Origin of the sequence: Deinococcus fonticola (genome assembly GCF_004634215.1) — a bacterium.
Taxonomy (GTDB): Bacteria; Deinococcota; Deinococci; order Deinococcales; family Deinococcaceae; genus Deinococcus; species Deinococcus fonticola.
The window spans coordinates 88,840-114,615 of sequence record NZ_SMMH01000009.1 but is presented as its reverse complement, the minus strand read 5'-3'; the positions used below and the strand labels follow the sequence as shown (position 1 = coordinate 114,615).

Here is a 25,776-nt window from a genome sequence, read left to right as displayed (position 1 = left end):
TGAGGAAGCGCCCGGGCAGCGGCGCGGGTTGGAGGGCCCGACTGGGCGGCTGAGGCACTCCCGGCTTTTCTTAAGGTGGCCCACCTTCCTGCGACTTTCCTTTCAATTTCGTTTCACCTGCGCGCCGTATTCTGGCAGACGTGAAACCGAACCGCTTCGCTCTCGCCGCGGGCACGCTGGCCCTGACGGCTGCCGTGGCCTACGCCCAGATGAACGCCTACACCACCAGCAACATTGCCGCCACCCCGGTCGGGAAGACCTTCGTGGAAGTACTGAATGACCTGAACAAGTACTACCTGCACCCCGTGGATCAGGACAAATTGCTGCGCGGCGCGATCCAGGGCGCGTTAGGGAGCCTGGACGACGAATTCACGTACTACAGCGAACCCGAGAAAAACCAGATCGACGCCGAGAACCTCAAGGGTACTTTCGGCGGCATCGGCGTGACCCTGGTCGCCGCCAACCCCGACGGCACCGGCGGCAAGATCGACAACGTGTACAAGGGCAACGCCGCCGCCAAGGTGGGCGTTCAGATCGGGGACGTGTTCGTGAAGGTCGGCGACAAGGACGTGATGACCGCAAAACTGGACGACATCGTGAAACTGGTGCGCGGCCCGCTCAACTCCAAGGTGACGGTCACTTTTGCCCGCAACGGCAAACCGTACACGGTGGAGATGACCCGCTCGCAGGTCAACATCGTCAGCGTCGAAGAAACCGTCCTGCCCGGCAACGTCGGGTACATCGCCCTGAACACCTTCTACAACGAGAAGGTCAGCGAACAGTTCCGCGCGGCCATTGCCGACATGAAGAAAAAGAACGTCCAGAAACTGATCCTTGACCTGCGCGACAACGGCGGCGGCCTGCTGAACGCCGGCGTGGACGTGGCCGACCAGTTCATGCAGACCGGCAACATCGTGAGCCTGCGCGACCGCAGCGGCAAGACGCAGGTGTACGGCAAGGCCAGCCGCGCGGCCAGCGACTACACCGGCAAACTGGTGGTGCTGGTCAACAAGAACAGCGCCAGCGCCAGCGAGGTGGTCAGCGGAGCTTTGCAGGACGTGAAACGCGCCACCATCATCGGTGAGCAGACCTTCGGCAAGGGCGTGGCCCAGATTCCCATCGACCTGCCCGACGGCGGCAAGGTCGCCATCGTCGCCAACGAGTGGCTCACCCCGAACGGACGCCAGATTCACAAGAAGGGCATCACGCCCGACATCGTCGTGAAGGACACCCGCTACACCGTGCCGCTGAACTTCACCGGCGGCGGCGCACAGCCCGGCGCGAAAGTGACCATTCAGGTCGACGGCAAGCCCGTGACCGTGACTGCCGACAAGGAAGGCAAATTCACGTATACCGGCGAGGTGAAGCGCCCCACTCGCAGCAGCACCCAGGGTGAAGCCACCGTGGACGTGCAGGGCGACGCCATCCTGAAAAAGGCGCTGGAAGTCCTGAAGTAAGTCGACAGCAAAAAGAGCGGGGAGAGTCCACAGTGGCTCTCCCCGCTCTTTTGCCTCTTACCCCAGGGTTTTCCTGACGGTGGCACTCAGTTTAGGCGGGTACAGCACCGCGAACTGCCCGCGCTGATCGGCCCATACCCGCAGGAAGTCGTCGTATCCGATAGCGACGTACCCGAGCAGCGGGTCTTTGGTGTACACCGCGCGGCGGGCGTCGTCGTACCCGACAATGACGCGCCAGTGCGGAATGACCTTGCCAGCCTCGGGGATGTGCGATTGCAGCGCGATCAGCGGCAATCCGTGCTTGATAGCGCTGCGCACCGAGTTGAGGGTGCCACCGGCATACAGCCGCGCTTCCATGCCGACCACCGGCGCAAAGTTCACGATGGCCTGCGCGCTCATGTAAGAGCGCTCGTCCGGGCGCGTCCAGCGGCTCACGTCCTCCATTTTCACATTCAGGCCGTAGTAGCCCAGCACCTGTGTGATGCTGGCCGGGCCACAGGCATTGTAGGACTGCCGGATCAGCGGCATGCCCTCCAGCACGTAACCGGAAGCGTTTTTGGGCGCGGCCGCAGAGGCGGCGCAGGTCAGGGCCAGGGAAGCCAGCAGCAGGCGAAGAGGGCGCATCTGACTTACATTATGGTTCGGTCAAGATGACGAATGTCTTGCAGGTTGGGTTACAGGGGAGCAGACTTCCCTTTCCCTATGCTCGCTACTCCGTTTAGACCCGCGTCAGATCTTTGGGCAGGGGCAGGAACTCGATTTCGGGATGCTGCTCGGCGGTGTATTCCAGATCGTACTTGCTGCGAAACAGCATGACCGGGCGGCCCTGGTCGTCCTCGACGTGGCGGGCGAAACGGGCGACATTGGTGGGGTCACCGGCCAGCCAGCGCACCAGCCCGTAACTGGTGACGTGCATGTCCACATCCACGCCGTATTCCTCCTGCAAGCGGGCCTGAAACACCTCGAATTGCAGCGGCCCGACCGCCCCCAGGTAGGGGTCGCGCGCGCCGTCGGTGGGGTAGAAGACCTGCACCACGCCTTCCTCGGCCAGTTGAGTGAGGCCCTTCATGAACGCCTTGCGTTTGCCCACATCCCGCAGGGTAATGGTGGCGAAGGTTTCGGGGGTAAACCTGGGGAAGCCCGGCAGCGTCACCTTGCCGTCCACGCTCACCACGTCCCCGATCTGGAACACGCCGGGGTTGACCAGCCCCACGATGTCGCCGGGGAAGGCTTCCTCGACTTTTTCCCGATCCTGCGCGAACAGCGTGTGGGCCTGCGAGAGCCTGAGCTTGCGCCCGGTGCGGGTATGCGTCACGTCCATGCCACGCTCGAAGTGCCCGCTCATGACCCGCATGTAGGCGGTGCGGTCGCGGTGTGCCCGGCTCATGTTGGCCTGCAACTTGAAGATGAAGCCCGCGAACGGCGCGTCCGGGTCGCGCTCGCCCAGGTTGGTGTCCACCGGGCCAGGGGGCGGCGCGAGGTCGACGAAGTGGCTCAGGAAGTGCTCGACCCCGAAGTTGTTGATGGCACTGCCGAAAAACACCGGTGTGAGTTCGCCTTTCAGGAAGGTGTCGGCGTCGAAGGCCGGCATGGCCCCCTGAATCAGTTCCACGTCCTCGCGCAGCTTGTTCGCCAGATCCGGCCCCACCAGTTCATCCAGTTTCGGGTCGTCCAGGCCCGCCGTGTGCACCGGGGCGCGGTGCTTGCCGCCCGAGGTGCGGTCGAAGGTCAGCACCTGGTTGGTCAGCAGGTCGTACACGCCTTTGAAGTCCGGGCCGTCGCCAATCGGCCAGGTCAGCGGCACCGCCGTGATTTTCAGCGTTTCCTCGACCTGCGCCACCAGCTCGAAGGCGTCGAGCGCGGGCCGGTCGAGCTTGTTCACGAAAGTCAGGATGGGGATGCCCCGGTTGCGGCACACCGCAAACAGTTTCTCGGTCTGCGACTGCACGCCACGCGCCGCGTCCAGCACCATCAGGGCGCTGTCGGCGGCGGTCAGGGTGCGGTAGGTGTCCTCGGAAAAATCCTGGTGTCCCGGCGTGTCCAGCAGGTTCACGTGCTTGCCGCGGTACTCGAAGGTCAGGGCCGAGGAACTGATGGAAATGCCGCGCTGCTGCTCGATGCTCATCCAGTCGGATTTGGTATGGCTGCGTCCTTCCTTGGCCGTCACCGACCCCGCCTCCTGAATGGCGCCGCCGTACAGCAGCAGTTTCTCGGTCATGGTGGTTTTGCCGGCGTCCGGGTGGGAGATGATGGCGAACGTCCGGCGGCGGTTGATTTCGCGCTCCAGCGCAGCGGGATTGCTGTTGTTATGGGATTGGCTTGGGGCAGTCATGCTTACTCCTGCGGGCAGGTCAGGCCCGAACAATGTGACTCAGAGGGAAAAAACAGTCGTCTCGACTCGCGCGCGACCACACGGTCAGGGGGGCGTGAGGAGACCACTCATACCCTCCATGATACCCGGAAACGGGGGCCTGACGGCGCCATGATTTCCGGGCGCCGGAACAGCAGGCGCCTGACCTGCGGCTGATACGGCGCTGCTTTCCTGCGCTCAGGAACCCCGCCTCTGAGCGAAAAGGAGAACCCATGCGGCACCCCGTCCGAACCACGGCCACCCTTCTGTGCACGGTCTCGCTGTGTACGGCCCCGTTCTGTACCGCCCAGGCCGCCCCACCCATGTTTCTGGATGTCGCCACCAGCCCCAAAGGCAGCAGCGCGAGCGACATGTTCCGCGACATCGGGCGGGTGTGCACGAACGCCAGTTTTCTGCGCCAGCGCCAGACCAGCGGCAGTGTCGAGAACCTGGACTTGCTGCTCGGCAATCAGGTGTCCCTGGCCTTTATTCAACTGGACGTGCTGAAAGCCCGCGACCAGATCGACAAAGACCCCCGCGCCCGCGAGCTGAAACAGCTTCTTCCACTGAACTTCGACGAGATTCACCTGATCGCCCCGCGCCCCCAGCAGAAGAAGAACGTGTTCGGGAAAGTCAGCATCGTCGGCGCAAGCAAATTCAGCGACCTGAAAGGCAAGAAGGTCGGCACCTGGGGCGGCAGCATGATTACCGCCAACGTCCTGAAAGCCAAATCCGGCCTTCCCTTTACCATCGTGGAGTACAAGAACCGCGAGGACACCCTGAAGGCCCTGGCCGCCGGGCAGGTGGACGCCGCCCTGAGTGTGGTCGGGCAACCTGCCGACTGGGTGAAAAGCCTGGACGCTACCCGTTACGCCCTGCTGCCCCTGGACATTCCCAGCAATAAAGTCAACGGCTTTTACCGCGAGGCCACGCTGCGCTACCCGCAACTGGGCAGCGGTGTTCCCACCTACGGCGTGCAGCGCATTCTGGTGACCCGCGACTTCAAAACCCCGGAGAAACGCGCGGCCCTGCTGAACTACCAGAAGTGCGCCCTGGGCAAACTCACGGCCCTGCAGGAAACCGAGGGCTTTCACCCCAAATGGAACGAGGTGACCTTCAAGGAAAGCGACTGGCCCTGGTTCAGGTAAACCCCGGCGCGCGCCACCATTGCGCGCCGCGCCCGCCCGTACCCTGAGCGCATGACCCTGCCCACCCCCACCCAGCCGACCATCTACACCATCGGGTACGAGGACGCGCACCTGCACGAGTTCCTGCATACCCTGACGCAGGCTGGCGTGAAGCTGGTGGTGGACACCCGCGAACGCGCCCAGAGCCGTCGCCAGGGCTACAGCAAAACCGCCCTGACCGAAGCCCTGAAAGAACAGGGCATTGGTTACAAGCACCTGCACTCCCTCGGCACGCCGCCCGCCATCCGCAAGGCGTACAAGCTGGATCACGACTTCCAGGCCCTGAAAGCCGGGTACACCCTGCACCTCGCCACGCAAGGGGACGCGCTGCACGAACTGGCCGACCTCGCCGCGCAGTACCCCACCGCCCTGCTGTGCTACGAACACGAACCCGGCGAATGCCACCGCTCACTGATTACGGGAAGGCTGGGCGAGATGGGGCTGATAGGCGACGTGGTGAACCTGAAACCGCCCAGGCGCAGCAAAACATGACCCGCCAAGTTTTCATCGGTTGCGTGGGCTGGAGTGTGGCCAGTGGACGCCCCGAGTTCGGGGAGGGCAACAGCGTGCTGGAACGCTACGCCACGCGCCTTACCGCCGTGGAGATCAACAGTTCCTTCTACCGCCCGCACCGTCCCGCCACCTACGCGAAGTGGGCCGCGAGCGTGCCGGACGGCTTCCGCTTCAGCGTGAAAGTCCCGAAAGCCATCACGCACACCGCGAAACTGCGCGACGTGCACACGCCGCTTGCCGAGTTTATTGAACAGGTCAGCCACCTGGGCGGCAAGCTGGGGCCGCTGCTGGTGCAACTCCCACCCAGCCTGAAGTACGACCCCGACCTCGCCACGGACTTCTTCCACACCCTGCGCGACCTCACGCCCGCCCCCGTCGCCTGCGAATCCCGGCACGCCACCTGGTTCAGCCCCGACGTGGACGAGGTACTTAAGACCTACCGCGTTTCCCAAGTTGCCGCCGACCCCGCAGTAGTGCCAGAAGCCGCGCGTCCTGGCGGGTGGGAAGGGCTGAGTTACTACCGCTGGCACGGCTCACCCAGACGGTATTACTCGGCCTACACAGAAGAGGCGTTGCAAGGGCTGGCAGAGGAAATCCAGGCGCTTGAAGGTGAGGTGTGGGTGATCTTCGATAACACGGCAGCAGGGGGAGCGGTGGGGAATGGGTTTGAGTTGAAGCACGCACGGATCGAACGGTCCCCCGCAGGCCACACCTTCCCCAACTGAACGGATTGACCAATCAACGCAATTGGCTCAAGGGAACGCCCGCGCATACGCCAACGGTTTACGCTTCAGTCGTCGTGAAAGGGGCCGCCCATTCTCTGAGAAGGACAGACAGGAGTCGGCCGTAGACCTCCTCCTCTTTGATCAGCTCGCCGGCTCCGTAGGCGCGGGCCTCCCATGCACGCCGGTGAGGGGGGACGCTCCGACCTACGACTAGGTCAACGACTAACTCCGTCAATTCTGCCAGCTCTTCGCGTCGCTGTGATTGGAATTCCTCGGTGTGGACGAGTTCCTCCAAGTTCTGCCAGATAACATTGGTCATCATCCTGGGATTGTGATCAAGTTCCTGTGCGAGTGCTGTTGCGAACTTCGGCAAAGCATCCTCTGCATGAGTTCCTGCCGATAGCTGACGGAGTGGATAGACGGCGTCAGCCAGGATGTGTGTGTCCATGCTGAGCATCAGCAATGATTCAAGCACTTCCCCCTGTTCAATCCGGGAGTCCGCCCAGGTTCGGACTGCTTGAGCGGAAGAGTCCATCGGCCCGCATAAACCCAGTTCGATACGCCAGAGCCAGCATTTGGATTCAAGGCCCGTTTTCGGGAGCGGCCTTTGACTCACGCCCGCATTCCCCCACCGTTCCCTTGCTTGTTCATCCATGCGGGGGGCTTGGGCGCGAATCTTCCCAGGATGGTTTGCTGGTCATACGCCAGGTGGGCGTTGGCCCAGGGGAAGGTTTCGTTCAGGACTTTAATGGCCTGCTGGCTGCCCATGGCGTGGTCGAGCTGGTAGATCACGAATTGCTCGGGCGTTTCCAGTCTCAGGTAGGTGGGCATGCTTCCGGCGTGTTCGTCCAGTACGCTCTGGAATTCGCCGATGCTGTCGGGGCTGGCGGTTTCCAGGTCGATGGTGACGTACATGACCTTGGGCACCTCGCCCAGTTGCTCGATGCTGACGACTTCCTCGGCGATGGCCCGCAGGCCGCCGTCCTCGCTTTCCAGTTCCACGATCACCAGGGCGGGCGTGTCGTTGACCAGTTTCTCCTGAATGCGGTCGTAGGCGCGGGAGAAGGCGACCAGTTCGGTCTGGCCGCTCTCGTCGGCGAGGATGAACCTTGCCATCATGCCGCCGCTCTTGGTGGGTTTCTTGACGACGCCCTCGATCATGCCGGCCAGGACGGCTTTCAGGCGTTTGCCGGGCGCGGCGTTCTGCGCGGTGAACCAGGTGTCCAGGTCGCTGATGCGGCAACTGGCGGCCTCGCGCAGGCCCTCGTGCTGTTCCAGCGGGTGACCGGAGATGTAGAGGCCCAGGGCGTCCTTTTCGATCTTCAGGCGTTCCAGGTCGCTGTAGGCGGGAATGCCGGTGCGCAGGGGGCGTTCCTTCTTCACTTCGTCCATGCCGAACATCATGCTCATGCCGCTCTGCGCCTTGGCGTTGATGTCGGCGGCCCCGGCGGCGTCCTCCAGGGCGTCGTCCAGGCTCTGGATGAGCTGGTGGCGTTCGCCGAACTGGTCGAATGCGCCGCTCTTGATCAGGCTTTCCAGCGCCTTGCGGTTGCAGACCTTGTTGCCCAGGCGCGAGCAGAAGTCCGCCAGGGACTTGAACGCCCCGGCCTTCTCGCGTTCCTCCAGGATCTTCAGCACGGCGTTCTCGCCCAGGCCCTTGATGGCGTACAGCCCGAACAGGATGTCCTGCCCGACCACCGCGAAGTCGCTGCTGGAACGGTTGATGTCCGGCGGGAGAACGTGCAAGTCCATCTTCCGGGCGTCACTGACGTACTCGGCCACTTTGTCGGAATCGCGCCTTTCGACAGTAAGAAGCGCGGCCATGAATTGAACCGGGTAATTTGCTTTAAGCCAGGCGGTCTGGTAGGTGATGACACCGTAGGCGGCCGAGTGGCTGTTGTGCACGATCAGGTCGTTCGCCACGAAGTTATGCGTGCCGGGAACTTCCAGGTCGTAAGTTTGCGCTTCACCGGCACTCTCTATGCTGGTGATGGTGTCCCAGTACAGGTCGTCCGAGCAAGCTTCCAGCAGAGAAGGGTCTGCAAAAAACTCGCCCAGGCTCTGGATGGTGCTGCGCCGGAAGCCCTTTTTATGCACTTTGGCCGCGCCGTAGAACTCCTTGATGCAGACGCCCGACCGGGCCTCGATGTCACCCCAGGTCAGGCCGCTGGCGTTCTTGGTCTGTTGAACGCGAGTTTTGATGCTGGCAGGCAGGGTGTCCACTGTTTCGCGCTGAGTGGGCGTGCTGGCGTAGTAGGCCTTCAGGTCACGCAGTTGTTCCGTGCGCCCGACGATATGCGGCGCGATCACGTTCAGGAACTGCTCGATGCTGCGCCGCCCGACGAGGTGAACGGTGTATCCGGTGCGGCCTGAAACGTCGTCGCCGCGCTGGTAGGCGAAGTGCTTCTCGCTCACCTTGCCGACCATGCCCAGGCGCAGCAGGACGTGCGCCAGGTCATGCGCGAGGCGCTTTGAGGAGGTAGCCGCGTAGGGTGTGGTGTTGCCCTTCCCGTACAGGAAGCCGTCGCCCGACCAGTACCGGCCCAGAAGCACTGCCAGGCTGGCGTTGGTCAGGCGGAACACCGCCGGGGGCAGGGCCTTCTCGGTGGCTTTCACGCCGATCAGGCCCAACCCTTCCAGCCACAAGCGCACGCCGGACTTGCCGCCTGCACCGCCGCGCAGGCCGCTGCCCAGGTACACGTCATGCACGTTCTGACGGTCGGCCCGCAGCTTCACGGTGGGCCGGGTGTTCGGGAACTGCTGCGCCAGGGCAACCATGTCCGCCACCTGTTCCGCGCTTTGCGAGTACAGGTAGGCTCCGTGGGTGTGGCAGGTGTTGCCCTCGGCCAGAATCCAGCCCAGCAGGCCCGCCTCATATTCCGGGCAGTTCTCGGTGCCCAGTTCCGGCAGGCGGGCGGGCGCGGCAATCCGTTCGCCTTCTCTCAGGTCTGCCACGGTGCGCCAGCCGTCCAGCGTCAGCAGCGGGTGGTTGCTCGTGGCGGTCAATTCGCGGCCCAGCGCGGTTTTTACCATGAACACGGGTTTCACGCCGTTGTCGAAGAACTGCCCGGTGGGACGCAGTTCCAGACGGTATGAGCCGTTCACGCTCGGCAATTCCACGCCCACCCCGTCGCGGTACAGGTCTTCAATCCGGCGCAGCTCACCGCCCGCCACCGGAACCAGCGTGTCCCCCGTCAAACACTTGTTGAAGCCGTAGTTCGCAAACGCATCCAGCAAGTCGAAGAGCCTGTTTCCTTCATCTTCGGGAACGCCTTTTTCTTTTGCGCCTTTGACAAAGAGCTGGCGCTGGCGTTTCATTTCCTCGGCGTCTTTCTTGCCCATCGCGCGGCGCAGCAGGTCGGCCCCGCCCAGCGAGTACCCGGCGACCTCGGAGGCAATCTGCATGATCTGTTCCTGATACACCGGGATGCCGTAGGTTTCCTTCAGGATTTTTTCCAGCCACTGCGCGCTGTTAGGGAAGCCGTCGCGGACGTAATCCACCTCCTCCAGGCCGTGGTGGCGGCGCACGTAGGTGGGGATGTTCTCCATCGGGCCGGGGCGGTACAGCGCGGACAGGGCGATGATGTCGGCCAGGCGGCGGGGTTTCAGGCGGCGGGAGGCGTCGGCAATCCCGGCACCTTCGAGCTGGAAGACGCCCTTGGTGTCGCCGCGGCTCATCAGTTCGTAGGTCTTGGCGTCGTCGAAGGGGATGTTGTCGAAGTTGCCGTACTTCTCGTCGAAGTCGGTGCCGGACTCCCGCAGGATGCGTTTGGCCTCGTCCAGGAAGGACAGGGTGCGCAGGCCCAGGAAGTCCATCTTGATCAGGCCGATGTCCTCCACGGCCTTCATGTCGTACTGGCAGACGATGCCCTCGCCGGACGTGTCGCGCATGACCGGCACCAGGTCGGTGAGCTGGTTCTTGCCGATCACCACGCCCGCCGCGTGGACGGAAGCGTGGCGGGTCAGGCCTTCGAGTTGCTGCGCGAACTCGTAGGCTTTCAATAGTTCGGCATCTTCGGCCAGGTACTGCTGGATGTCCGGCACGCTGTCGCGGGCCTGTTCAAGGCTGTAACTTTTCCCGAACTTGATGGGAATGAGTTTGCTGACCTTGTCCACCTTCGCGTATTCCAGGCCCATCACGCGGGCCACGTCCTTCAGGCACGCCTTACTCGCCATCGTCCCGAAGGTGGCGATCATGGCGACCTTGTCGTCCCCGTACTTTTGCCTCACGTAGTCGATCACTTCCACGCGCCGGGCATCGTTGAAGTCGATGTCGAAGTCCGGCATGGAGATGCGGTCCGGGTTGAGGAAGCGCTCGAACAGCAGCTCGAATTCGAGGGGATCGAGGTTGGTGATGCGGATGGCATAGGCGACCAGCGACCCCGCGCCCGAGCCGCGCCCCGGCCCCACGGAAATGTCGTGATCCTTGGCCCAGCCTATGTAGTCGGCCACGATCAGGAAGTAATCCGGGAAGCCCATGTTGTTGATGACCGACAGCTCGTACTCGGCGCGGCGCAGCAGCACCAGGGCGTGCCGGTGGTGGCTGCGGGTGGTTTCCTTCTCGGTTTCGCCGTCCAGGTCGATGGTGGTGTCGCCGGTGCGCTCGCGGGTCTTGCGGCAGTCCTCGGCGGCGTAGGTGGGCAGGTCGCCGTCCTCACCGCGTTTTTCCATTTTGACCAGCGCGGGGTAGGGCGTGTACTTCTCGCCGGCCTCCTTGCCCCGCGCTTCCCATTCGCTGCCCAGGAAGGCCAGCAGGGTGTAGAGGGTGTCCAGGTCGCAGGTGGCGGCATCGCAGCCGTCCACGCGGGCCAGCACGCGGGCGGCGTCCTCCGCGCCCAGTTCGGCCAGCGACTGCGCCGCGTAATCGCGCAGGAGGTTCTCGGTCAGGTGGGCCGGGTAGCGTTTCACCGCCCCGGCGTAGGTCTGCACGCGCAGTTCCTCGGCCATCGTGCGGCCTTTGGGAATCGGCAGCGCGGGCATCTGGTACTGGCGGTTCTTGCCCACCGGCAGGTGAACGTCACACAGGTCGGCAATGTGGGCGGTGTTGTCGAACACTTCCTCGCCCCACTCGGCCACCGGCAGCGCCCGCTGCATCTCGTCGAGGTTTTTGACGTAGAACTCGTCGCAGGGGAACTTGAAGCGGTTCTCGTCGGCCAGCGTGGCCTTCGTCTGAATCGCCAGCAGCGTCTCGTGCGCGGTCGCGTCGGTCTTCTTCACGTAGTGCCCGTCGTTGGTGGCGACCATGCCGATCCCCAGCTCCTGCGCCCAGGCTTTCAGGATGGGGTTGTTCTTCTTCTGCTCGGGCAGCCCGTGGTCCTGAATCTCGATGTAGTAGTTCTCGCCGAACAGTTCGCGGTACCACAGCAGGCGTTTTTTCGCGTCGTCCTCGCGGCCCTGCATCAGCAGCTGCTGCACCTCGCTGCCCAGGCACCCCGAAAAGGCGATCACGCCCTTATGGTGTTCCTGCAGGAGTTCGTGGTCGATGCGGGGCTTGTAGTAGTACCCCTCGGTGTACCCGCGGCTGCTCAAGCGGCACAGGTTCTGATACCCCTCGAAGTCGCGGGCCAGCAGGGTCAAATGGAAAATGCCTTTCTCCCCGTCCTGAGCGCGGCTCCTGTCTCTTCTCGTGCCCATGCCCGGCACCACGTAAGCCTCGTAACCAATAATGGGTTTCACGCCCATGCCCGTCGCGTAGTTGTAGAAATGCACCGCCCCGTGCATGTTCCCGTGATCGGTCATCGCCAGGGCGGGCGTCTGGCCCTCCGGCGTGACTTCCTTCGCCCATTTCAGCAGGTCTTTCAGTTTGGCCGCGCCGTCCAGCAGGCTGTACTGGGTGTGCTGGTGCAGGTGGGCAAATCTCTTGGGTTTGCAGCACGAGCCGTCCGGCAGGTGAATGTGCCGGTCGGGCGCGGTTCCAGCGGGAGCCGTTGGCGGGGTGGGGGAGACGTCGTCGGGCGGGGTCACCTGTTCAGGATACGCCGGGCACATAATGCCGGTCTGTGGTGGTGGGCCTTGACGGCCCCAAGTGCAGATCAACTCAGGTGCAGACCGGGTAGCGGGTTGAATTGGCCGGCCCAGGTGGTGGGCCGGCACGTCATTGTGCTGTCAGAGCATGGCCGTATTGTTTTATTCATATGCGGTCAGGCGGTTCTCCCCTCACCTGGCAGTTGGTGATTTTCGGCCTGCTGCTCGGTATTGACGTGTTGGTCGGCCTGCGGGTGGTGCAACGCCTGGTGCTGCACCAGGGTGAAATCTCCCCGGACGCGCCATTCTTCGTGCTGCTGCTGCTGGTCTTGCAGGTCAGCCTGCTGCTGGTCTTTGCCCGCTGGAAAAGCACCCTGCGGCACGCCAGGCATCTGCGGGAAGCGTACGAGCGCGAGGTGGAACTGTCGCGGCAGATCATGGAGAGCGTGGAGATGGGCGTGTCCGTGCTGGACGCCGAGGGGCGCTACCATTACCTGAACCGCGCGGCGTGCGAGCTGCTGGGGATCAGCCGCGAAGCCCTGCTGGGCAAGACCGCCGAGGAACTGGTGACCGGGACAGGAGGGCTGTCGTACCAGGAGATGGCCGCGCAGTCGCTGGTGACCACGCGGCAGATGCCGGTCACGCTGCGCCGCAGCGACGGCCAACTGCTGCGGGCTCTGGTCAAGGTGACGCCGCGCTGGTACGAGGGCCGGGTGGTGGGGTTCATCACCTCCGTGGTTCCGTGCGGCGACCTGCCGCAGGCGCGGGCCGAAAGTGGGGTGCAGGAGCCGTCCGCCGGCCCTTCCCGCTGACCCGGCGCGGTTCATGTTCTTCGCATCCAGGTTTGGCGCTCTGCATTATCATGGCGGATATGGCGTATACGATCCTCGTCGCGGATGATGAACCGGCGATTCGCACCATGCTGGAGGTCATCCTGTCGGCAGATGGACATGAAATAGTGGCAGTGCAGGACGGCAAGGCTGCCCTGGAATACCTTCAGGATCACACGCCCGACGCGATGCTGCTGGACGTGAAAATGCCTTTTATCAGCGGCTTCGAGATCTGTTCGCGGGTCAAGCGCGTCCGGCGCCTGCGCAACACGCCGGTGCTGCTGCTGACCGGCATGGACGACGACCAGACACGCGACCAGGCCAAGATGGTCAACGCCGACGACCTGGTACACAAGCCCGTCAGCGGCAAGCAACTGCGCGGGCGCGTGGCGCAACTGATCGAAGCCCGCCAGGGAGGGACGAGTTGATTTTCTTCCTGCGCTTCACGAAATTCCTCACGTCGCTGGTGCTGGCCGCATTGGTGGCCGGGCTGGGCGTGGCGGCGGCTTACGGCACCAAGTGGGCGCGTGAACTGCCCGACTACCGTGAACTCGACAGCCTGACCCGCCAGCTGGGCGCGGAAACCAAGGTGTTCGCGCGCGACAACACGCCGCTGGGCAGCCTGATTCCCAAGATCGGGGAGCAGGCCATCAGCCGCACCATCGTGAACCTCAACGAGATCAGCCCTTTCATGGTGGCGGCCCTGATCGCCAACGAGGACCGCACCTTCTTCCAGCATTACGGCCTCGACCCACGCGGTATCGCCAGGCAGTTCCAGCGCCTGGCGCAGGGTGAGGAGGTGCAGGGCGGCTCGACCCTCACCAACCAGCTGGTGAAAAACACCCTGCTGCTCGACGAGTACCGCATGGCCCGCACGCCGGACCGCAAGATCAAGGAATGGATGCTCTCCATGCAGGTCGAGCGCAGTTTTACCAAGGAAGAAATCCTCCAGAATTACCTGAACGCCATCTACTGGGGCGACGGCGGGCCGGTGGAACTGTACGGCATCCACTCGGCGGCGCAGGCTTATTTCCGCACCACGCCGAAGAACCTGACACTGGCGCAAAGCGTGTACCTGACCACGCTGGTGCCCAGTGCCGGGCGTTACTTTGATTACAAGACGAACCGCACCACCTACATGAAGCCGGTGCTGACCCGCATGGTCGCCGACGGCTGGATCACCCAGGCGCAGGCCGACGCCGCCTGGAAGGAGAAACTGCAACCGCGCGGCTGGCAGGTGCAGTACGACGCCAGCGGCAACATCGTCACGGCAAAACTGGTCGACCGCAAGGCCAAGGAACTGAAGGCCGTGACCACCACCCGCGCCCCGCACTTCATGGGGCAGGTCGAGTCGGAACTGGTGAGGCGCTTCGGGCGTGAAAAGGTGTACGGCTCAGGGGGGCTGCGGGTGTACACCACCCTCGACCCGAAAATCCAGAATGCTGTCGAGCAGACCAGCCGCGAAACCTACTACGGCTACATGACCGCCCAGGGGCAGGCGCTGCCCTACGGCTCGACGCTGGCCGCCGTCATCATCGACCCCTTCACCTCCGAGGTGCTGGGCATGGTCGGGCAGAAACTGGTGGGCAACGAACCGCCCGCCGACTGGAACAATGCCGCGCAGGGGCAGCGCCAGGTCGGTTCGACCATCAAGCCGCTGCTGTACACGGCGGCGCTGGAAAAGGGCGCCACGCAGTTCACGCGCATGGCCGACCAGAAGTGGTGTACCCGCGACCCCGGCTCAAAGGGTGGCTGGTACTGCCCGCAGGACTACGAGGGCATTCAGACCAACCGCGTGATGACCATTCGCGAAGGCCTCGACAAGTCCCTGAACCTGGTCGCCATTCGCGTGGCCGAGTACGTGGGCCTGGATACCTTCTTCAACAAACTGAAGCTGCTGGGCGTGCCGCCGAACGACGGCACCAGCTGGGCCGCCGCGTTGGGCGCCGTGGAAACCACCCCGGTGAAACTGGCCGCCGCCTACGCGCCCTTCGTGAACGGTGGCCTGTACCGCCCGCCCCGCTACATCACCCGCGTCACCACGGCCCGCGGCGAGGTGCTGTTCGACGCCGCCAACGACGCCAAACTGCCCACCCGGGTGTGGTCGCCCCAGGTGGCCTACGTGGGCCTGGACATGATTAAAGGCGTCGTGAACGACCTGGACGACGCGCAGGCCGGCCTGGCGCAGCGTGCCCGGCTGGACAACTGGCCGGTGGCCGGCAAGACCGGCACCACCAACGGCATTACTGACGGCAGCAAGGACCTGTGGTTCGTGGGCACCACGCCCCTGTACACCGGGGCGGTGTGGGTCGGCAAACAGCAAAGCGGCGAGATGCCCAAGCGCTACTACTCCGGCTGGGTCAGTGCGCCCATCTGGAAACGCATGATGCAGCTGTCGCACAAGGACCTGACGCCCCGGGACTTCCCGCCGCCGCCCGCCGGGGTGTACTACGGCGGTACGCCCGACAAGGGCATTTTGCCGGAGGTGAACGCCGCCATGGTCGACCGCAGTTACCTGACCCGCGACCCACGTCAGGGCATCGAGGAAGAACTGCCGCAGGCCCCCCGTTACCGTGAGACCAGCTACGCCTCGGCCAGCAGTGGCACGGATCCGCGCACCGTCGTGGTCGATATCGACAAGACCACCGGGAAGATCGCCACCGAGTTCACGCCGCCCGCCAACGTCGTGCAGCGCCGCGTGGACATCGAGCAGTTGCCCGGCTACGCCCCCGACAGTAACCCCCAGCCCCTGCGCGACGAGCAGGCCGACCCGGACGCCGTGAAGCTGGTGCGCTCGCAGGTGGGCGGCACACCCGTGCCCAACGAGACGCAATCCCCCATGCCGGAGCAAAAACAGAAACCGTAAATCCCGGTGTTACCCCTTACGTCTTCCTGATACGTCTGACCTGATCTGTGCAAGGCGGGTCAGGCTTTCCCTTTTCCCCAGCGGTTCACGCTGGCGCCCCTCTCGCAGTAGTCAGGCCGCTTCTCATGCCGGTGCCAGAACGGGCGGGCATAGTGAGGGGCATGAAAGGTGCGCCGCTGCTGTCGCTGCTTCTTCTGCTCGGGGCCTCGCCGGCCAGCGCCCTGGTGCGCCTGGGTGAGAAGCTCCCTCCGCACCCCTGGACGGACTCGGACGACACGCGCGAAATCGTGGTGGTGTACTCGCACGACTGCGGCGACCTGGGCGGCTTGTGGCAGGCCATCCTGAATAGCGGTCTGCCCGTCCGCGCCGTCAACGCCGAGGACGTGGCCTCGCCGGCGCCGCAGGGCGTGAGCGTCTGGCGCGGCGACGACGCCACCGCCTTTGCCCGCAAACTTCGCCTGGAAGCCTACCCTACCGTGCTGCTGGTCAACGAGGGCCGCATCCTCAACGCCTGGGAAGGCACCTTCGGCGGCAAACTGGAGTGAGGCTCAAGCGGCCAAGCGGCTGGCTTTGTCGCCCTGCAATTTGCATGAATCGGCGTTGTGACGGCTCAACATCACGCGGCAGTGCCGTCGGCTCTCTGAGTCGCGTCTCTCCTTGTTCACTGTGCAGGACGTACCAGAGGTGCCTACTCGCCTTCTGAGGGCTGATGAGAGCACCCGTCTTCACCAGTACTGCTTGACTCAAATCATGCAGTGAAAACGGCTGAGCCACGCCCCGTGAGGCGACCGATGAGGCCAGTATTTGCCGGCCACTCACTTCTTCCCGAGCAGGTAGGCTTTGGGGTGGTGGCCGCCGCTGTAGACCTGAAACAGTTCGCGGGCGTTCCACCTGTCCTGTTCGCGCAGCACGGTTTCAAAGAGGCGGAGTTCGTGGGTGATGACGCACAGCCGCCCGTGTTTGCTGATCAGGCGGTGCATTTCCTCCAGGAAACGTGGGTACAGGATGTTGTTGCTGCGGTGATTGCCGATGGCGTCACCCCACGGCAGGTCGGCGATGATCAGGTCGAAACTCCGGGCGGGCAATCCCGTTTCGAGGGCATCGACCTGCGCCACCTCGATCTCGCGTCTGGCGGCCTGCAGGTTCTTCCGGGTGCAGGCCACCGCGTCGGCGCTGATGTCCACGCCCACCAGGGCGTCGTAAGGCCCCATCAGGGCGCGTTCGATCATCAGGGTGCCGCTGCCGCACATGGGGTTGAAAATGCGGTCCTCGTCGCGTTGCCCGGCCAGTTTGTGCGCGGCGTAGGCGATGGTGGCGTTCAGGCCGCCGCCCATGTTGCACTCGCGCCAGGCGCGTGCTGAGAGGGGGCGCGGGGTCAGGCGGGCCAGCACTTCCCAGCCCGGGCCGCCCGTTTCGGGGCGCAGGCGGATCAGCAGTTCGCCTTCCTGCGGGTCGTGGGGCAACTCCAGGCCGCTTTGCAACTCCTCGGCGAGGCGCTGCATGACGCTGGATTCCTTTCCGGCGGCACTCAGGCGGAAGGAACGGTGTCCGCCCACCTGGGCCACGCCCCGCAGGAAGTCCGTCAGTTCGCCCAGTTGCTGGTTGCCCAGCAGGCCGCGCGGGCGCGGCACGTCCCAGGCTTTCACGCGGTAGGCGGCCACCGCTGAACGCAGGCGCGTAAGGCGTTCCGGGTCGCCCGGGTACCAGAAGCGCAGGCCGCGCTGGTCACGGGCCAGCTTCACGCCGCTCAACTCGGTTTCCGCGATCTCCTCCAGGCCCGGCAGCACCTCCAGTTCGTACTCGTGCGCGGGCTGACGGGTACGGTAATCGGTGGGTCGGGGCGAGAACTGACCACCGCCCGCCGGGGTTCTTCTTCCGGCGGAAGGACGGTTGGGCGTGCGGGAAGGTCGAGGCATAGCAGGACAATATAGCGGTAGAATCCGCGCCGTGCCTGCTGCACCCCCCAGTCCCCCCACCGAGCCACTGCGCCGCAAATCCTTTCTGGCCCGCCTCAGCCCGCCGCAACTGATCGCGCTGTCCTTCGCGGTCGCCATTCTGATCGGCGGCACGCTGCTCAGCCTGCCCGTGACGCACGGCCTCAACCCGGACGGCACGCTGCGCCCGGTGAATTTCCTTCAGGCGCTGTTCACCGCCACCAGTGCCCTGTGCGTCACGGGCCTGAACGTCATCGACCCCAGCAAGGACTTCAACCGGCTGGGGCAGGTGATCATCATGCTGCTGATCCAGGTGGGGGGGCTGGGGATCATCACCTTCGGCACGTCGTTCGCCCTGGTGATGCGGCGGCGCGTGGCCTACTCGGAACGCATCCGGGTGGCGCAGCAGGTCAGTGCCCTGAACGCCGGGGATGTCACGCGGCTGATTCGCAACATCTTCCTGTACACCTTCGCCATAGAACTGGTCGGGGCCGCCGTGCTGGCGTTCAAGTTCGTGCCCATGCACGGCTGGAGCATGGGGTTGTTCTACGCCGTCTTTCACTCCATCAGCGCCTTCAACAACGCGGGCTTCGCGCTGTACAGCGATAACCTGATGGGCTTCGTAACCGACCCCCTGGTGAGCCTGGTGATCGGCTTCCTGATCATCCTGGGCGGCACCGGCTTTCTGGTGCAGATGAACGTCGTGGCGCACCTGCTGCACCCCCGCCGTTACCGCCTGATGGTTCACAGCAAACTGGTGCTGACCATGATGCTGGCGCTGCTGCTGATCGGCATGCTGGCCTACCTGATCTTCGAGTGGAACAACCCCCAGACCCTGGGCAAACTGGGGCTGGGTGGCAAACTCCTGGCCAGTTTCTTCCAGTCAGTCACCACCCGCACTGCCGGATTCAACACCATCGATTACGGGGCCATCACCTACCCCACCATTTTCGTCACGCTGCTGCTGATGTTCATCGGCGCGAACCCCGGCAGCACCGGGGGCGGCATCAAGACCAGCACCTTCTACGTCATGATCGCTTCGGCCTTCAACATGGTGCGCGGGCGGCGCGACAACACCCTTTTCGAGCGGCGCATCGACACCGAAACCACCCTGCGGGCCATGACCGTGGGCTTACTCAGCATGGGCCTGGTGCTGGGCATGTTCCTGCTGCTGCTGATCTTCAACAAGAACGGCGAGACGAAATTCGTGCAACTGGCCTTCGAGGCCGTCAGCGCCTTCGCCACGGTGGGCCTCAGCATGAACCTGACGCCCAGCCTGCACCCCGATCAGCACGTGATCCTGATCCTGCTGATGTACCTGGGGCGCATCGGGCCGCTGACCTTCGCGGTGGCATTCAGCCGCCCTGGGGGCAAAGACCTCGTGCGTTACCCCGCCGAGCGGGACATCCTGATCGGGTGAGCGCGTGACCTCTGCCCGACGCCCCGTGCTGGCCCGCTTCACGCCGCCGCAGATCATCGCCGCGCTGTACCTGCTGGGCATCCTGCTGGGCACGCTGGCACTGCACCTGCCCGGCGTGCAGACCGGCGTCAACCGCCTGGACAGCGTGAAGCTGCTGTTCACCGCCACCAGCGCCATCTGCATCACCGGCCTGACCGTCTCGGATCTGGGGGATGGCTTCACGCGCTTCGGACAGATCATCGTGATCGTACTGGCGCAGATCGGCGGCCTGGGCATCGTGACCTTCGGCACGCTGGTCGCCATGCTGGCCGGGCGCAAGGTGAACTTCACCGAACGGCAACTGCTGCGCGAACAGATCAGCGCCCTGAATGTCGGCGGGGCCGTGTCGCTGCTGCGAATCATCCTGCTGTACACGCTGGTCGGCGAACTGGCCGGCGCCGCGCTGCTGGCCCTGCGCTTCGTTCCGCAGTTCGGCCTGGGGGACGGCCTGTACTACGCGCTTTTTCACTCGGTCAGTGCCTTCAACAACGCCGGATTCGTGGTGATGCCCGGCGGCATGAGCCAGTACGTGCAAGACCCGCTGGTCAGCGGCGTGATTGCCCTCCAGATCATCCTGGGCGGCCTGGGCTTCCTGGTGCAGCTGAACGTGCTGACCCACTGGCAAAACCCGCGCCGCAACCGCCTGCTGATCTACAGCAAACTGACCCTGGCCACCACGGCTTTCCTGCTGGTGACTGGCACGCTGGTGTATCTAGTGCTGGAGTGGGCCAACCCCGGCACCCTGGGGCCACTGCAACCCGCCGGGAAAGTCCTGGCGGCTTTCTTTCAGTCCGTGACGCCGCGCTCGGGGGGGTTTGCGCCCCTCAACACCGAGGCGCTGGTCAGCGGCAGCCTGTTTCTCACCATGGCCCTGATGTTCGTCGGCGCGAACAGCGGCTCCACCGGGGGCGGCATCAAGACCAGTACGTTTGCCATCCTGATGGGCAGCGCCTGGAACCTCATCAGCGGCCGCACGGACCTGATCGCCTTCGGACGCCGCATCGTTCCCGAAAACGTGGTGCGGGCCGGTACCATCACCGCCATCTACACCCTGCTGGTCTCCGGGGCGTTCTTCGCGCTGCTGGTCACCAACCCCAGGCTGGACTTCACGCACCTGCTCTTCGAGACCATCAGCGCCGCCGCCACTGTCGGCCTTTCCATGAACACTACGCCCCAGATCAATGACCCCGGCCTGCTGATCCTGACCGTCCTGATGTACCTCGGGCGCATCGGGCCCGTGACCTTCGCGGTCGCCATCAACGCCCGCCGCACCAACAAAAGCCTGATCGACTATCCGCCGGAACGCGACATTCTCGTCGGGTGAGGGGTGTGGAGCGATGGGTGTTCAGCCCTGACGTCAGCTTTTGCCGGAGCTTCTCCAGGCCACAAGCGATACGGATTCCGTCTGTTTCGCCACGCCCGGAACCCGCTTCGCTCCCACTCGCTTTGCCCGGATTGAATCGCCTACGAAGTGATTCAATCGGAGGCCGTATCACAGGCTAAACTTGCCCCAGTGAGGAACTCCGCATGAAAACCAAACAGTGCCTGGTGATCGGCCTGGGCCGCTTCGGCACGGCTGTGGCCACCACGTTGTACGAGATGGGCCACGAGGTCGTGGCGATCGACCAGAACGAAGAGAACGTGGAGCGCGTCATGAACCTGGTGACGCACGCCGCCATCGTGGACGCCAGCGACGAACGCGCCCTGCGCGCCCTGGGCGCGGGGGATTTCGACGTGGTGATCGTGGCGATCGGCTCGGACGTGCAGGCAAACATCCTGGCGACCATGAACGCCAAGAGCCTCGGCGCACCCTACGTCGTCACGAAGGCCATCGACGAGATGGCGCGGCGCGTGCTGGAACGCATCGGCGCCGACCTGGTGATTCGCCCGGAGCACGACATGGGCGTGCGCCTGGCCCGCCAGATCGCCACGCCGAACATCGTGGACACCCTCGACCTGGGCGGCGATTATGCCATCGTGGAGATCGAGGCCAACGAGAGGTTGCGCGGCACCCTGCGCGACCTGAACCTGACCGGGCGGTTCGGCGTGCAGATCATCGCCATCAGCCACGCCGGGAAAATCGAGGTCACGCCCCGTGCCGAGGACACCGTGAACCCCCACGACAAACTCGTGGTGATCGGCACTAGCCACAGCATCGACGAACTCAGGCGCTACATCGGCGATTGAGGGCTGGGGCGCCCTGGGGCAGCGCGGTCTTTCCTGAACCTACTGAAAATTCTGGTCGATCACGTTCGCTGCTCTGGCGGGTTCCGTCGACGGGCTGGGCACCTGCTGGGGCAACCGGGTGGGTTCGGGCAGCAGGTGCTTGCTGCTCGGTTCCGCAAAGGAATTGACCAGGGCGCGGTACCCGTTCAGGAACTGGCTGTACTCGTGGCGGGCGGCATTCAGTCGGCCGGTCAGTTCGAGGTACTGGTCACTGAACTGCTTCTCCAGGTGGGCGACGCGCCCGGCGTGCTCGTGCTCACGTTTCAGGGTCAGTTCGTGCTGCTGGCGTTCCAGGTCGGTGTGGCGGGTGCGGTACGCGATTTCTAGCGTGCTCATGCGCTCCTGATGCGTCGCCTCCAGTTGCGCGGTGCGGCGTTCCTGTTCACGTTGGATGTCCTGCGCGTGCGTGTTCGCCTGCGCCACCAGGAGTTCACTTTCGCGGATGGCGTTTTCCTTCAGGTCATGCGACACGCGTTCGGCGGCCACGAACACGCGGCGAATTTCCTCCTCCTGTTCCTTTTTCTCGTTCAGTTCGGCGCCCAGTTGTTCCACGCGGGCTTCCAGCTCGCCCTGACGGTGCAGCAGTCGCTCCAGTTCCTGCGCCACGTCTGCCAGAAAGGTCTGCACGGCGGCGGCGTCCAGGCCGCGCAGGCGGGTGGGGAAGGTCTGGTGGGTCAGGTCGCGGGGAGAATATTTCATGGAAAGAGCCTCCTGCCGACGCGCACCAATGTGGCCCCAGCGGCAATGGCCTGCGGGTAATCGTCGCTCATGCCCATACTCAGCTCGGGCAGGCCAAGCTCGTGCGCCCACTGGGCCGTGGTCCGGAACACCTGCGCGGCGGCCTCCGGCTGGTCGTAAGGGGCCATGACCATCAGGCCGCGCACATTCAGCCCGGTGGCGCGCACGTCCCTGAGCATCTGCGGCAGGTCGTCCGGGGACACGCCATGTTTCTGCGCTTCGCCGTTGTGCATTTGCAGCAGCACGTCCGGCGCGCGCCCCCACTTCTGCGCGGCCTCGGCAAGCGCTTCGGCCTGCCAGCGTTCCTCCAGGCTGTGAATCAGGGTCACGTCCCGCAGGTACTTGACCTTGTTGCGCTGAAAGGCCCCGATGAAATGCCACTGGGCGCCCGGCAGCAGCGGCACCTTGTCGCGCAGTTCCTGGCCTTTGTTCTCCGCTAGCGCAAAGGCGCCGTGCACCAGGATCGATTGCTGAATCTGCTCGGCGCTGTGCCCCTTGGTCACCGCCACCAGTTGCACGCTGCCTGGCACGCGCCCCGCCGCCACTTCCGCCGCACGAATGCCCGCCAGCACTTCAGGGACACTCATCCGGCCCTCCAAATCATGAAACACGCTGTCCGCACACGGGTATTCTCCGCTTCAGGCGGGATGGACACAAGGGAGGGTGGTGGGCCGCGGGGTTTGGCTCATGGCAGTGGGTGGTGAGAAAGCAGGGGGGAGAGGATGCTTTCACCAGCCGCTCTCTGCCTTCCGCTGCTTTACCTATCCATTCTTTTGTGCATGTCGGACAGTTCTCCGGTGCAGGGGTTCTGGTCTTTCACGGGTCTGCTCAAATCCACGCACCAGCGGGCGGCGAACATCCGTTTGGCGGCCTTCAGGGCCGGGCCGGAACCCTCGCCGCCGTTCTGGAAAAAAGTCACGACCAGAAAATTCGGGTTGCTGAGGGGGCCGTAGCCGGTGTACCAGGCGTGCGTGTACGCGTACCCGTTGCGGCGCGACAGGCCGTTCTCGGCGGTGCCGGTTTTGCCCCCGGTTCGCACCGGAAAAAGCCACGGCGCCAGTTCGTGGCGGGCTGTGCCGGTGGGAATCAGGGTGGTCCAGGTCAGGCCTTCCTTGATCAGCCGGAAGCCGCTCAGGTTGCCGTTCTTGACCACACTCGTCGCGGGCCGCAGGGGCTGCACCTGGCCGTTGTAGGCGCGAACCACCGTCAACGGGCGCTGCCGCCCCTCGTTGATGACCGTGGACAGCACGCGGGCCACCTGCGCGGGCGTGACCAGCACGTCCCCCTGGCCGATGCTCATGTTCAGGCCCGACCCCGGATACCACGGCGCTTTCGGGCTGGTGTAATCGTCGATGGACGGAATGCTCCCCACCTTCTCGCCCACCAGTTCGATCCCGGTGGGGCGGCGATACCCGAGTTCGGTGCCGCGCTCCTTGAGTTGCCGCGAGTACGCGCCGGGACTGGCCCGCACCGCCGAGGTGTAGTACCACGGGTTGCACGAGAAGGCGATGGCCTTGCGGGCGTCCACCCAGCCCAGGCTATAGCGGGCCCAGTTGCGAAACCGCATGCCCTGGTAGACGTAGCTGGGCACACAACTGGTCGAGAAATTGCCCCACTTCTCCACATACGCCAGACCCGAGGCGGGTTTGAACACGCTGCCGGGGTTGTACGCCTGCAGGGTGCGGTTGGCGGTCACGGCGTCCAGCGCGGCATTCTGGCGGTTCGGGTCGACGGCCCAGTTGCGCATGCCAGGGTTGGGGCTGGGTACCTGAGCGAACCAGTTGGGGTCGTAGGCGGGGCTGCTCGCCATCGCCAGCACCTCGCCCGTGCGCGGGTCGAGGGCGATGATGGCCCCCCGCACCAGGGTTTCACGCGGTTTGCCGTAGTGGCGCCGGCCCTCGTTCACGTCGGCCAGGCCCGCCTGCAGGGCGTCCTCGGCGGCGCGTTGCAGGCGCGAGTCGATGGTCAGGGTCACGTTCTGGCCCTTCAGGCCGGGGTCGATGACCTGCTCGGTGAGGGGCTTGCCGCTGGCGCTCACCTCGCGGCGCAGCAGGCCGTTCTTGCCGGCCAGGTGCGGCTGCAGGCTGTACTCCAGGCCCGAGCGGCCCGCCAGGTCGCCAAGCGTGAAGCCCTCCTCCTTCACCTGCCTGTCCGAGGCTTCCTGCACGTACCCGATCAGGTGTGCGGCCATCCGCCCCTGCGGGTACACGCGCTCGTTGCGCTGACGCAGTTCCAGGCTGGGCACCGTGACCAGGTATTCGGCCAGCGCGGCCAGCCGTTCCTGCGGCACGTTGCGGGCCAGCACCACGCTGGTTTCGCTGCGCCGATCCGGTTCACGCGGCTGCCCGTTCACCAGTACCGACTGCGGCACGCCCGCCAGGAAGCGAATCTTGTCCCAGTCGGCAATGGCCTGGGCCGGATCACCCGGGTTGCGCCGCCCCAGGTACACCAGATCGGTCACGCGGCGGCTGCTGGCCAGCAGCACCCCGTCGCGCGTGCGGATCTCGCCGCGTACCGCCGTGATCACGTCGTCTCGCTGGAAGTTGGAACTGGCCCGCACTGCGAACTGAGAGTGCTGGTGCAGCTGTAACTGGTACAGGCGCCCCGCCAGCGCCGCCAGGCCCAGCGTGAGCATCAGCGCCACGCCGCGCAGAATCGAGCGCCCCTGCGCCTGCTGCTCGGTGGTCATGGGGAGGGTGGTGCCCAAAGTCTCGCGCCCGAAGGCGTCCACGCGGGTGCGCTTCAGCTCACGCTGCGCCGCTGAAGTGGCCGGTGGGGGAGCCGATGAAGCCAGATCGGTCTGCGTCCCGGTGTCCACCCGTGACGGTTCAGGTTCCAGTGTCTCTGGTTCTACCGGGGGAGTTGGTTTTTTCTGCGGCTCGTCCGGGAACTCGAAGTCGATCACGTGGGCCTCAATCCAGTCCTTCCTGCGGGCGGCCCAGCAGGTACGTCATCAGCGATTCCCACGACCAGCCGATCAGGAATGTCGTCAGGAAGGTCATCGGAACGACTTTCAAGAGGGTCGGCACGGTCACCAGATTCGTGCGCAGCACGTAAGTCAACAGGGTGAAGGTGAACCACTGCCCGACCAGGGCCGCCGCCACGGTCAAGGCCAGGCGCCGCCAGCCTCCACCGGGCAGCCAGCGCCGTACCGCCAGCACCAGCAGCGCTCCGCCGGCCAGCCCCGCCGCGTGCAGCCCCAGGGCGCCCGCGCCCAGGATGTCCTGCAGCAGCCCCACTGTGAACGCCCCCAGCAGGGCGCCGGTGGGCCGCCACCGCCACGCCAGGGCTGCGCCCGTCAGCAGGAACAGGTCCGGCGGCGCAATGCCGATGGGTTGCAGCAGCCGCGCCAGAAAGCCCTGCACGATGATCAGCAGCACGAAGTAGGCCACGATCATCAGCCACTGCGGCCCGGCGGGCAGGGCCAGCCCGCCGCGCGAGGGCAGGTCGAAGCGGTTGAGCTGCTTCATGGCGCGGGCCTCATGGGGTGATCCTCACCGTGTCTGTCAGCATCACGTCTTGCAGCG

At 64.7% G+C, this 25,776-nt stretch carries 20 protein-coding genes; 11 read left to right on the top strand and 9 right to left on the bottom strand.

All coding sequences use genetic code 11. The features are described from left to right. Window positions 1–140: 140 nt before the first annotated feature. The gene (locus tag E5Z01_RS07350) at window positions 141–1,457 is read left to right on the top strand and encodes a S41 family peptidase (protein ID WP_240738229.1); all 1,317 of its coding nucleotides are present in this window, start codon (window positions 141–143) and stop codon (window positions 1,455–1,457) included. A 57-nt stretch (window positions 1,458–1,514) separates the two neighbouring features. Here E5Z01_RS07350 and E5Z01_RS07345 read toward each other — a convergent pair whose 3' ends face one another. Both E5Z01_RS07345 and E5Z01_RS07340 read right to left on the bottom strand, forming a co-directional pair. Beyond that, on the bottom strand, window positions 1,515–2,081 hold the full coding sequence (locus tag E5Z01_RS07345) for a C39 family peptidase (protein WP_135228764.1): 567 nt from the start codon (window positions 2,079–2,081) through the stop codon (window positions 1,515–1,517). A 94-nt stretch (window positions 2,082–2,175) separates the two neighbouring features. Beyond that, window positions 2,176–3,789, bottom strand: coding sequence for a peptide chain release factor 3 (locus tag E5Z01_RS07340; RefSeq protein WP_119766055.1), 1,614 nt, complete (start codon window positions 3,787–3,789; stop codon window positions 2,176–2,178). A 251-nt stretch (window positions 3,790–4,040) separates the two neighbouring features. Here E5Z01_RS07340 and E5Z01_RS07335 point away from each other — a divergent pair, with 251 nt between their 5' ends. Genes E5Z01_RS07335 through E5Z01_RS07325 form a run of 3 tightly spaced genes read left to right on the top strand, consistent with a single transcriptional unit; the run spans window position 4,041 to window position 6,232 of the window. After that, on the top strand, window positions 4,041–4,955 hold the full coding sequence (locus E5Z01_RS07335; protein ID WP_135228763.1) for a TAXI family TRAP transporter solute-binding subunit: 915 nt from the start codon (window positions 4,041–4,043) through the stop codon (window positions 4,953–4,955). 51 nt (window positions 4,956–5,006) lie between these two features. After that, on the top strand, window positions 5,007–5,486 hold the full coding sequence (locus tag E5Z01_RS07330; RefSeq protein ID WP_135228762.1) for a DUF488 domain-containing protein: 480 nt from the start codon (window positions 5,007–5,009) through the stop codon (window positions 5,484–5,486). Further along, on the top strand, window positions 5,483–6,232 hold the full coding sequence (locus tag E5Z01_RS07325) for a DUF72 domain-containing protein (protein ID WP_135228761.1): 750 nt from the start codon (window positions 5,483–5,485) through the stop codon (window positions 6,230–6,232). The genes E5Z01_RS07330 and E5Z01_RS07325 overlap by 4 nt, the downstream gene beginning before the upstream one ends. 58 nt (window positions 6,233–6,290) lie before the next feature. Here E5Z01_RS07325 and E5Z01_RS07320 read toward each other — a convergent pair whose 3' ends face one another. Both E5Z01_RS07320 and dnaE read right to left on the bottom strand, forming a co-directional pair. After that, the gene (locus E5Z01_RS07320) at window positions 6,291–6,707 is read right to left on the bottom strand and encodes a m7GpppX diphosphatase (protein ID WP_135228760.1); all 417 of its coding nucleotides are present in this window, start codon (window positions 6,705–6,707) and stop codon (window positions 6,291–6,293) included. Between the two features lie 137 nt (window positions 6,708–6,844). Next, complete coding sequence (gene dnaE, locus E5Z01_RS07315; protein WP_420810834.1) at window positions 6,845–12,220, bottom strand: DNA polymerase III subunit alpha; 5,376 nt, start codon at window positions 12,218–12,220, stop codon at window positions 6,845–6,847. 146 nt (window positions 12,221–12,366) lie between these two features. On the opposite strand from dnaE, the gene E5Z01_RS07310 reads away from it, so the two are divergent. From E5Z01_RS07310 to E5Z01_RS07295, 4 genes are all read left to right on the top strand, one after another. Continuing rightward, window positions 12,367–13,008, top strand: a complete 642-nt coding sequence (locus E5Z01_RS07310) for a PAS domain-containing protein (RefSeq protein ID WP_135228759.1) — start codon at window positions 12,367–12,369, stop codon at window positions 13,006–13,008. 50 nt (window positions 13,009–13,058) lie between these two features. Then, window positions 13,059–13,454, top strand: a complete 396-nt coding sequence (locus tag E5Z01_RS07305) for a response regulator (protein ID WP_135228758.1) — start codon at window positions 13,059–13,061, stop codon at window positions 13,452–13,454. Further along, the gene (locus E5Z01_RS07300) at window positions 13,451–15,892 is read left to right on the top strand and encodes a transglycosylase domain-containing protein (protein ID WP_135228757.1); all 2,442 of its coding nucleotides are present in this window, start codon (window positions 13,451–13,453) and stop codon (window positions 15,890–15,892) included. Before E5Z01_RS07305 ends, E5Z01_RS07300 begins: the two co-directional genes overlap by 4 nt. Before the next feature lie 161 nt (window positions 15,893–16,053). After that, the gene (locus E5Z01_RS07295) at window positions 16,054–16,437 is read left to right on the top strand and encodes a penicillin-binding protein (RefSeq protein WP_119766062.1); all 384 of its coding nucleotides are present in this window, start codon (window positions 16,054–16,056) and stop codon (window positions 16,435–16,437) included. 270 nt (window positions 16,438–16,707) lie between these two features. Here the strand turns inward: E5Z01_RS07295 and E5Z01_RS07290 are convergent, their stop codons facing one another. Continuing rightward, complete coding sequence (locus E5Z01_RS07290; protein ID WP_135228756.1) at window positions 16,708–17,808, bottom strand: methyltransferase domain-containing protein; 1,101 nt, start codon at window positions 17,806–17,808, stop codon at window positions 16,708–16,710. Window positions 17,809–17,839: 31 nt separating this feature from the next. Here E5Z01_RS07290 and E5Z01_RS07285 point away from each other — a divergent pair, with 31 nt between their 5' ends. The 3 genes from E5Z01_RS07285 (at window position 17,840) to E5Z01_RS07275 (ending at window position 21,472) form a co-directional block, all read left to right on the top strand. Further along, on the top strand, window positions 17,840–19,246 hold the full coding sequence (locus E5Z01_RS07285) for a TrkH family potassium uptake protein (RefSeq protein WP_240738228.1): 1,407 nt from the start codon (window positions 17,840–17,842) through the stop codon (window positions 19,244–19,246). A 4-nt stretch (window positions 19,247–19,250) separates the two neighbouring features. Continuing rightward, window positions 19,251–20,609 carry a TrkH family potassium uptake protein gene (locus tag E5Z01_RS07280; protein ID WP_240738227.1) on the top strand — a complete coding sequence of 453 codons (1,359 nt, stop codon included), beginning with the start codon at window positions 19,251–19,253 and terminating at the stop codon, window positions 20,607–20,609. A gap of 203 nt (window positions 20,610–20,812) precedes the next feature. Further along, window positions 20,813–21,472 (top strand): potassium channel family protein, encoded by a 660-nt coding sequence (locus E5Z01_RS07275; RefSeq protein WP_135228755.1) that lies wholly within the window; start codon window positions 20,813–20,815, stop codon window positions 21,470–21,472. Between the two features lie 39 nt (window positions 21,473–21,511). Here the strand turns inward: E5Z01_RS07275 and E5Z01_RS07270 are convergent, their stop codons facing one another. From E5Z01_RS07270 to E5Z01_RS19445, 4 genes are all read right to left on the bottom strand, one after another. After that, window positions 21,512–22,210 (bottom strand): DivIVA domain-containing protein, encoded by a 699-nt coding sequence (locus tag E5Z01_RS07270; RefSeq protein ID WP_135228754.1) that lies wholly within the window; start codon window positions 22,208–22,210, stop codon window positions 21,512–21,514. After that, window positions 22,207–22,836, bottom strand: a complete 630-nt coding sequence (locus E5Z01_RS07265; RefSeq protein WP_135228753.1) for a YggS family pyridoxal phosphate-dependent enzyme — start codon at window positions 22,834–22,836, stop codon at window positions 22,207–22,209. Before E5Z01_RS07265 ends, E5Z01_RS07270 begins: the two co-directional genes overlap by 4 nt. A gap of 170 nt (window positions 22,837–23,006) precedes the next feature. Then, window positions 23,007–25,154 carry a peptidoglycan D,D-transpeptidase FtsI family protein gene (locus E5Z01_RS07260; RefSeq protein WP_240738226.1) on the bottom strand — a complete coding sequence of 716 codons (2,148 nt, stop codon included), beginning with the start codon at window positions 25,152–25,154 and terminating at the stop codon, window positions 23,007–23,009. Window positions 25,155–25,161: 7 nt separating this feature from the next. Beyond that, window positions 25,162–25,719: a Rod shape-determining protein MreD gene (locus tag E5Z01_RS19445; RefSeq protein ID WP_167757817.1), complete on the bottom strand. Its 558-nt coding sequence runs from the start codon at window positions 25,717–25,719 to the stop codon at window positions 25,162–25,164. Between the last annotated feature and the right edge of the window lie 57 nt (window positions 25,720–25,776).

Bases quoted from the DNA above. Each gene is read 5' to 3' on its own strand.
- E5Z01_RS07295 (WP_119766062.1), top strand. From the start codon at position 16,054: ATGAAAGGTGCGCCGCTGCTGTCGCTGCTTCTTCTGCTCGGGGCCTCG.
- E5Z01_RS07310 (WP_135228759.1), top strand. From the start codon at position 12,367: ATGCGGTCAGGCGGTTCTCCCCTCACCTGGCAGTTGGTGATTTTCGGC.
- E5Z01_RS07290 (WP_135228756.1), bottom strand. From the start codon at position 17,808: ATGCCTCGACCTTCCCGCACGCCCAACCGTCCTTCCGCCGGAAGAAGA.
- E5Z01_RS07345 (WP_135228764.1), bottom strand. From the start codon at position 2,081: ATGCGCCCTCTTCGCCTGCTGCTGGCTTCCCTGGCCCTGACCTGCGCC.
- E5Z01_RS07340 (WP_119766055.1), bottom strand. From the start codon at position 3,789: ATGACTGCCCCAAGCCAATCCCATAACAACAGCAATCCCGCTGCGCTG.
- E5Z01_RS07270 (WP_135228754.1), bottom strand. From the start codon at position 22,210: ATGAAATATTCTCCCCGCGACCTGACCCACCAGACCTTCCCCACCCGC.
- E5Z01_RS19445 (WP_167757817.1), bottom strand. From the start codon at position 25,719: ATGAAGCAGCTCAACCGCTTCGACCTGCCCTCGCGCGGCGGGCTGGCC.
- dnaE (WP_420810834.1), bottom strand. From the start codon at position 12,220: ATGTGCCCGGCGTATCCTGAACAGGTGACCCCGCCCGACGACGTCTCC.
- E5Z01_RS07305 (WP_135228758.1), top strand. From the start codon at position 13,059: ATGGCGGATATGGCGTATACGATCCTCGTCGCGGATGATGAACCGGCG.
- E5Z01_RS07325 (WP_135228761.1), top strand. From the start codon at position 5,483: ATGACCCGCCAAGTTTTCATCGGTTGCGTGGGCTGGAGTGTGGCCAGT.
- E5Z01_RS07330 (WP_135228762.1), top strand. From the start codon at position 5,007: ATGACCCTGCCCACCCCCACCCAGCCGACCATCTACACCATCGGGTAC.
- E5Z01_RS07335 (WP_135228763.1), top strand. From the start codon at position 4,041: ATGCGGCACCCCGTCCGAACCACGGCCACCCTTCTGTGCACGGTCTCG.
- E5Z01_RS07275 (WP_135228755.1), top strand. From the start codon at position 20,813: ATGAAAACCAAACAGTGCCTGGTGATCGGCCTGGGCCGCTTCGGCACG.
- E5Z01_RS07265 (WP_135228753.1), bottom strand. From the start codon at position 22,836: ATGAGTGTCCCTGAAGTGCTGGCGGGCATTCGTGCGGCGGAAGTGGCG.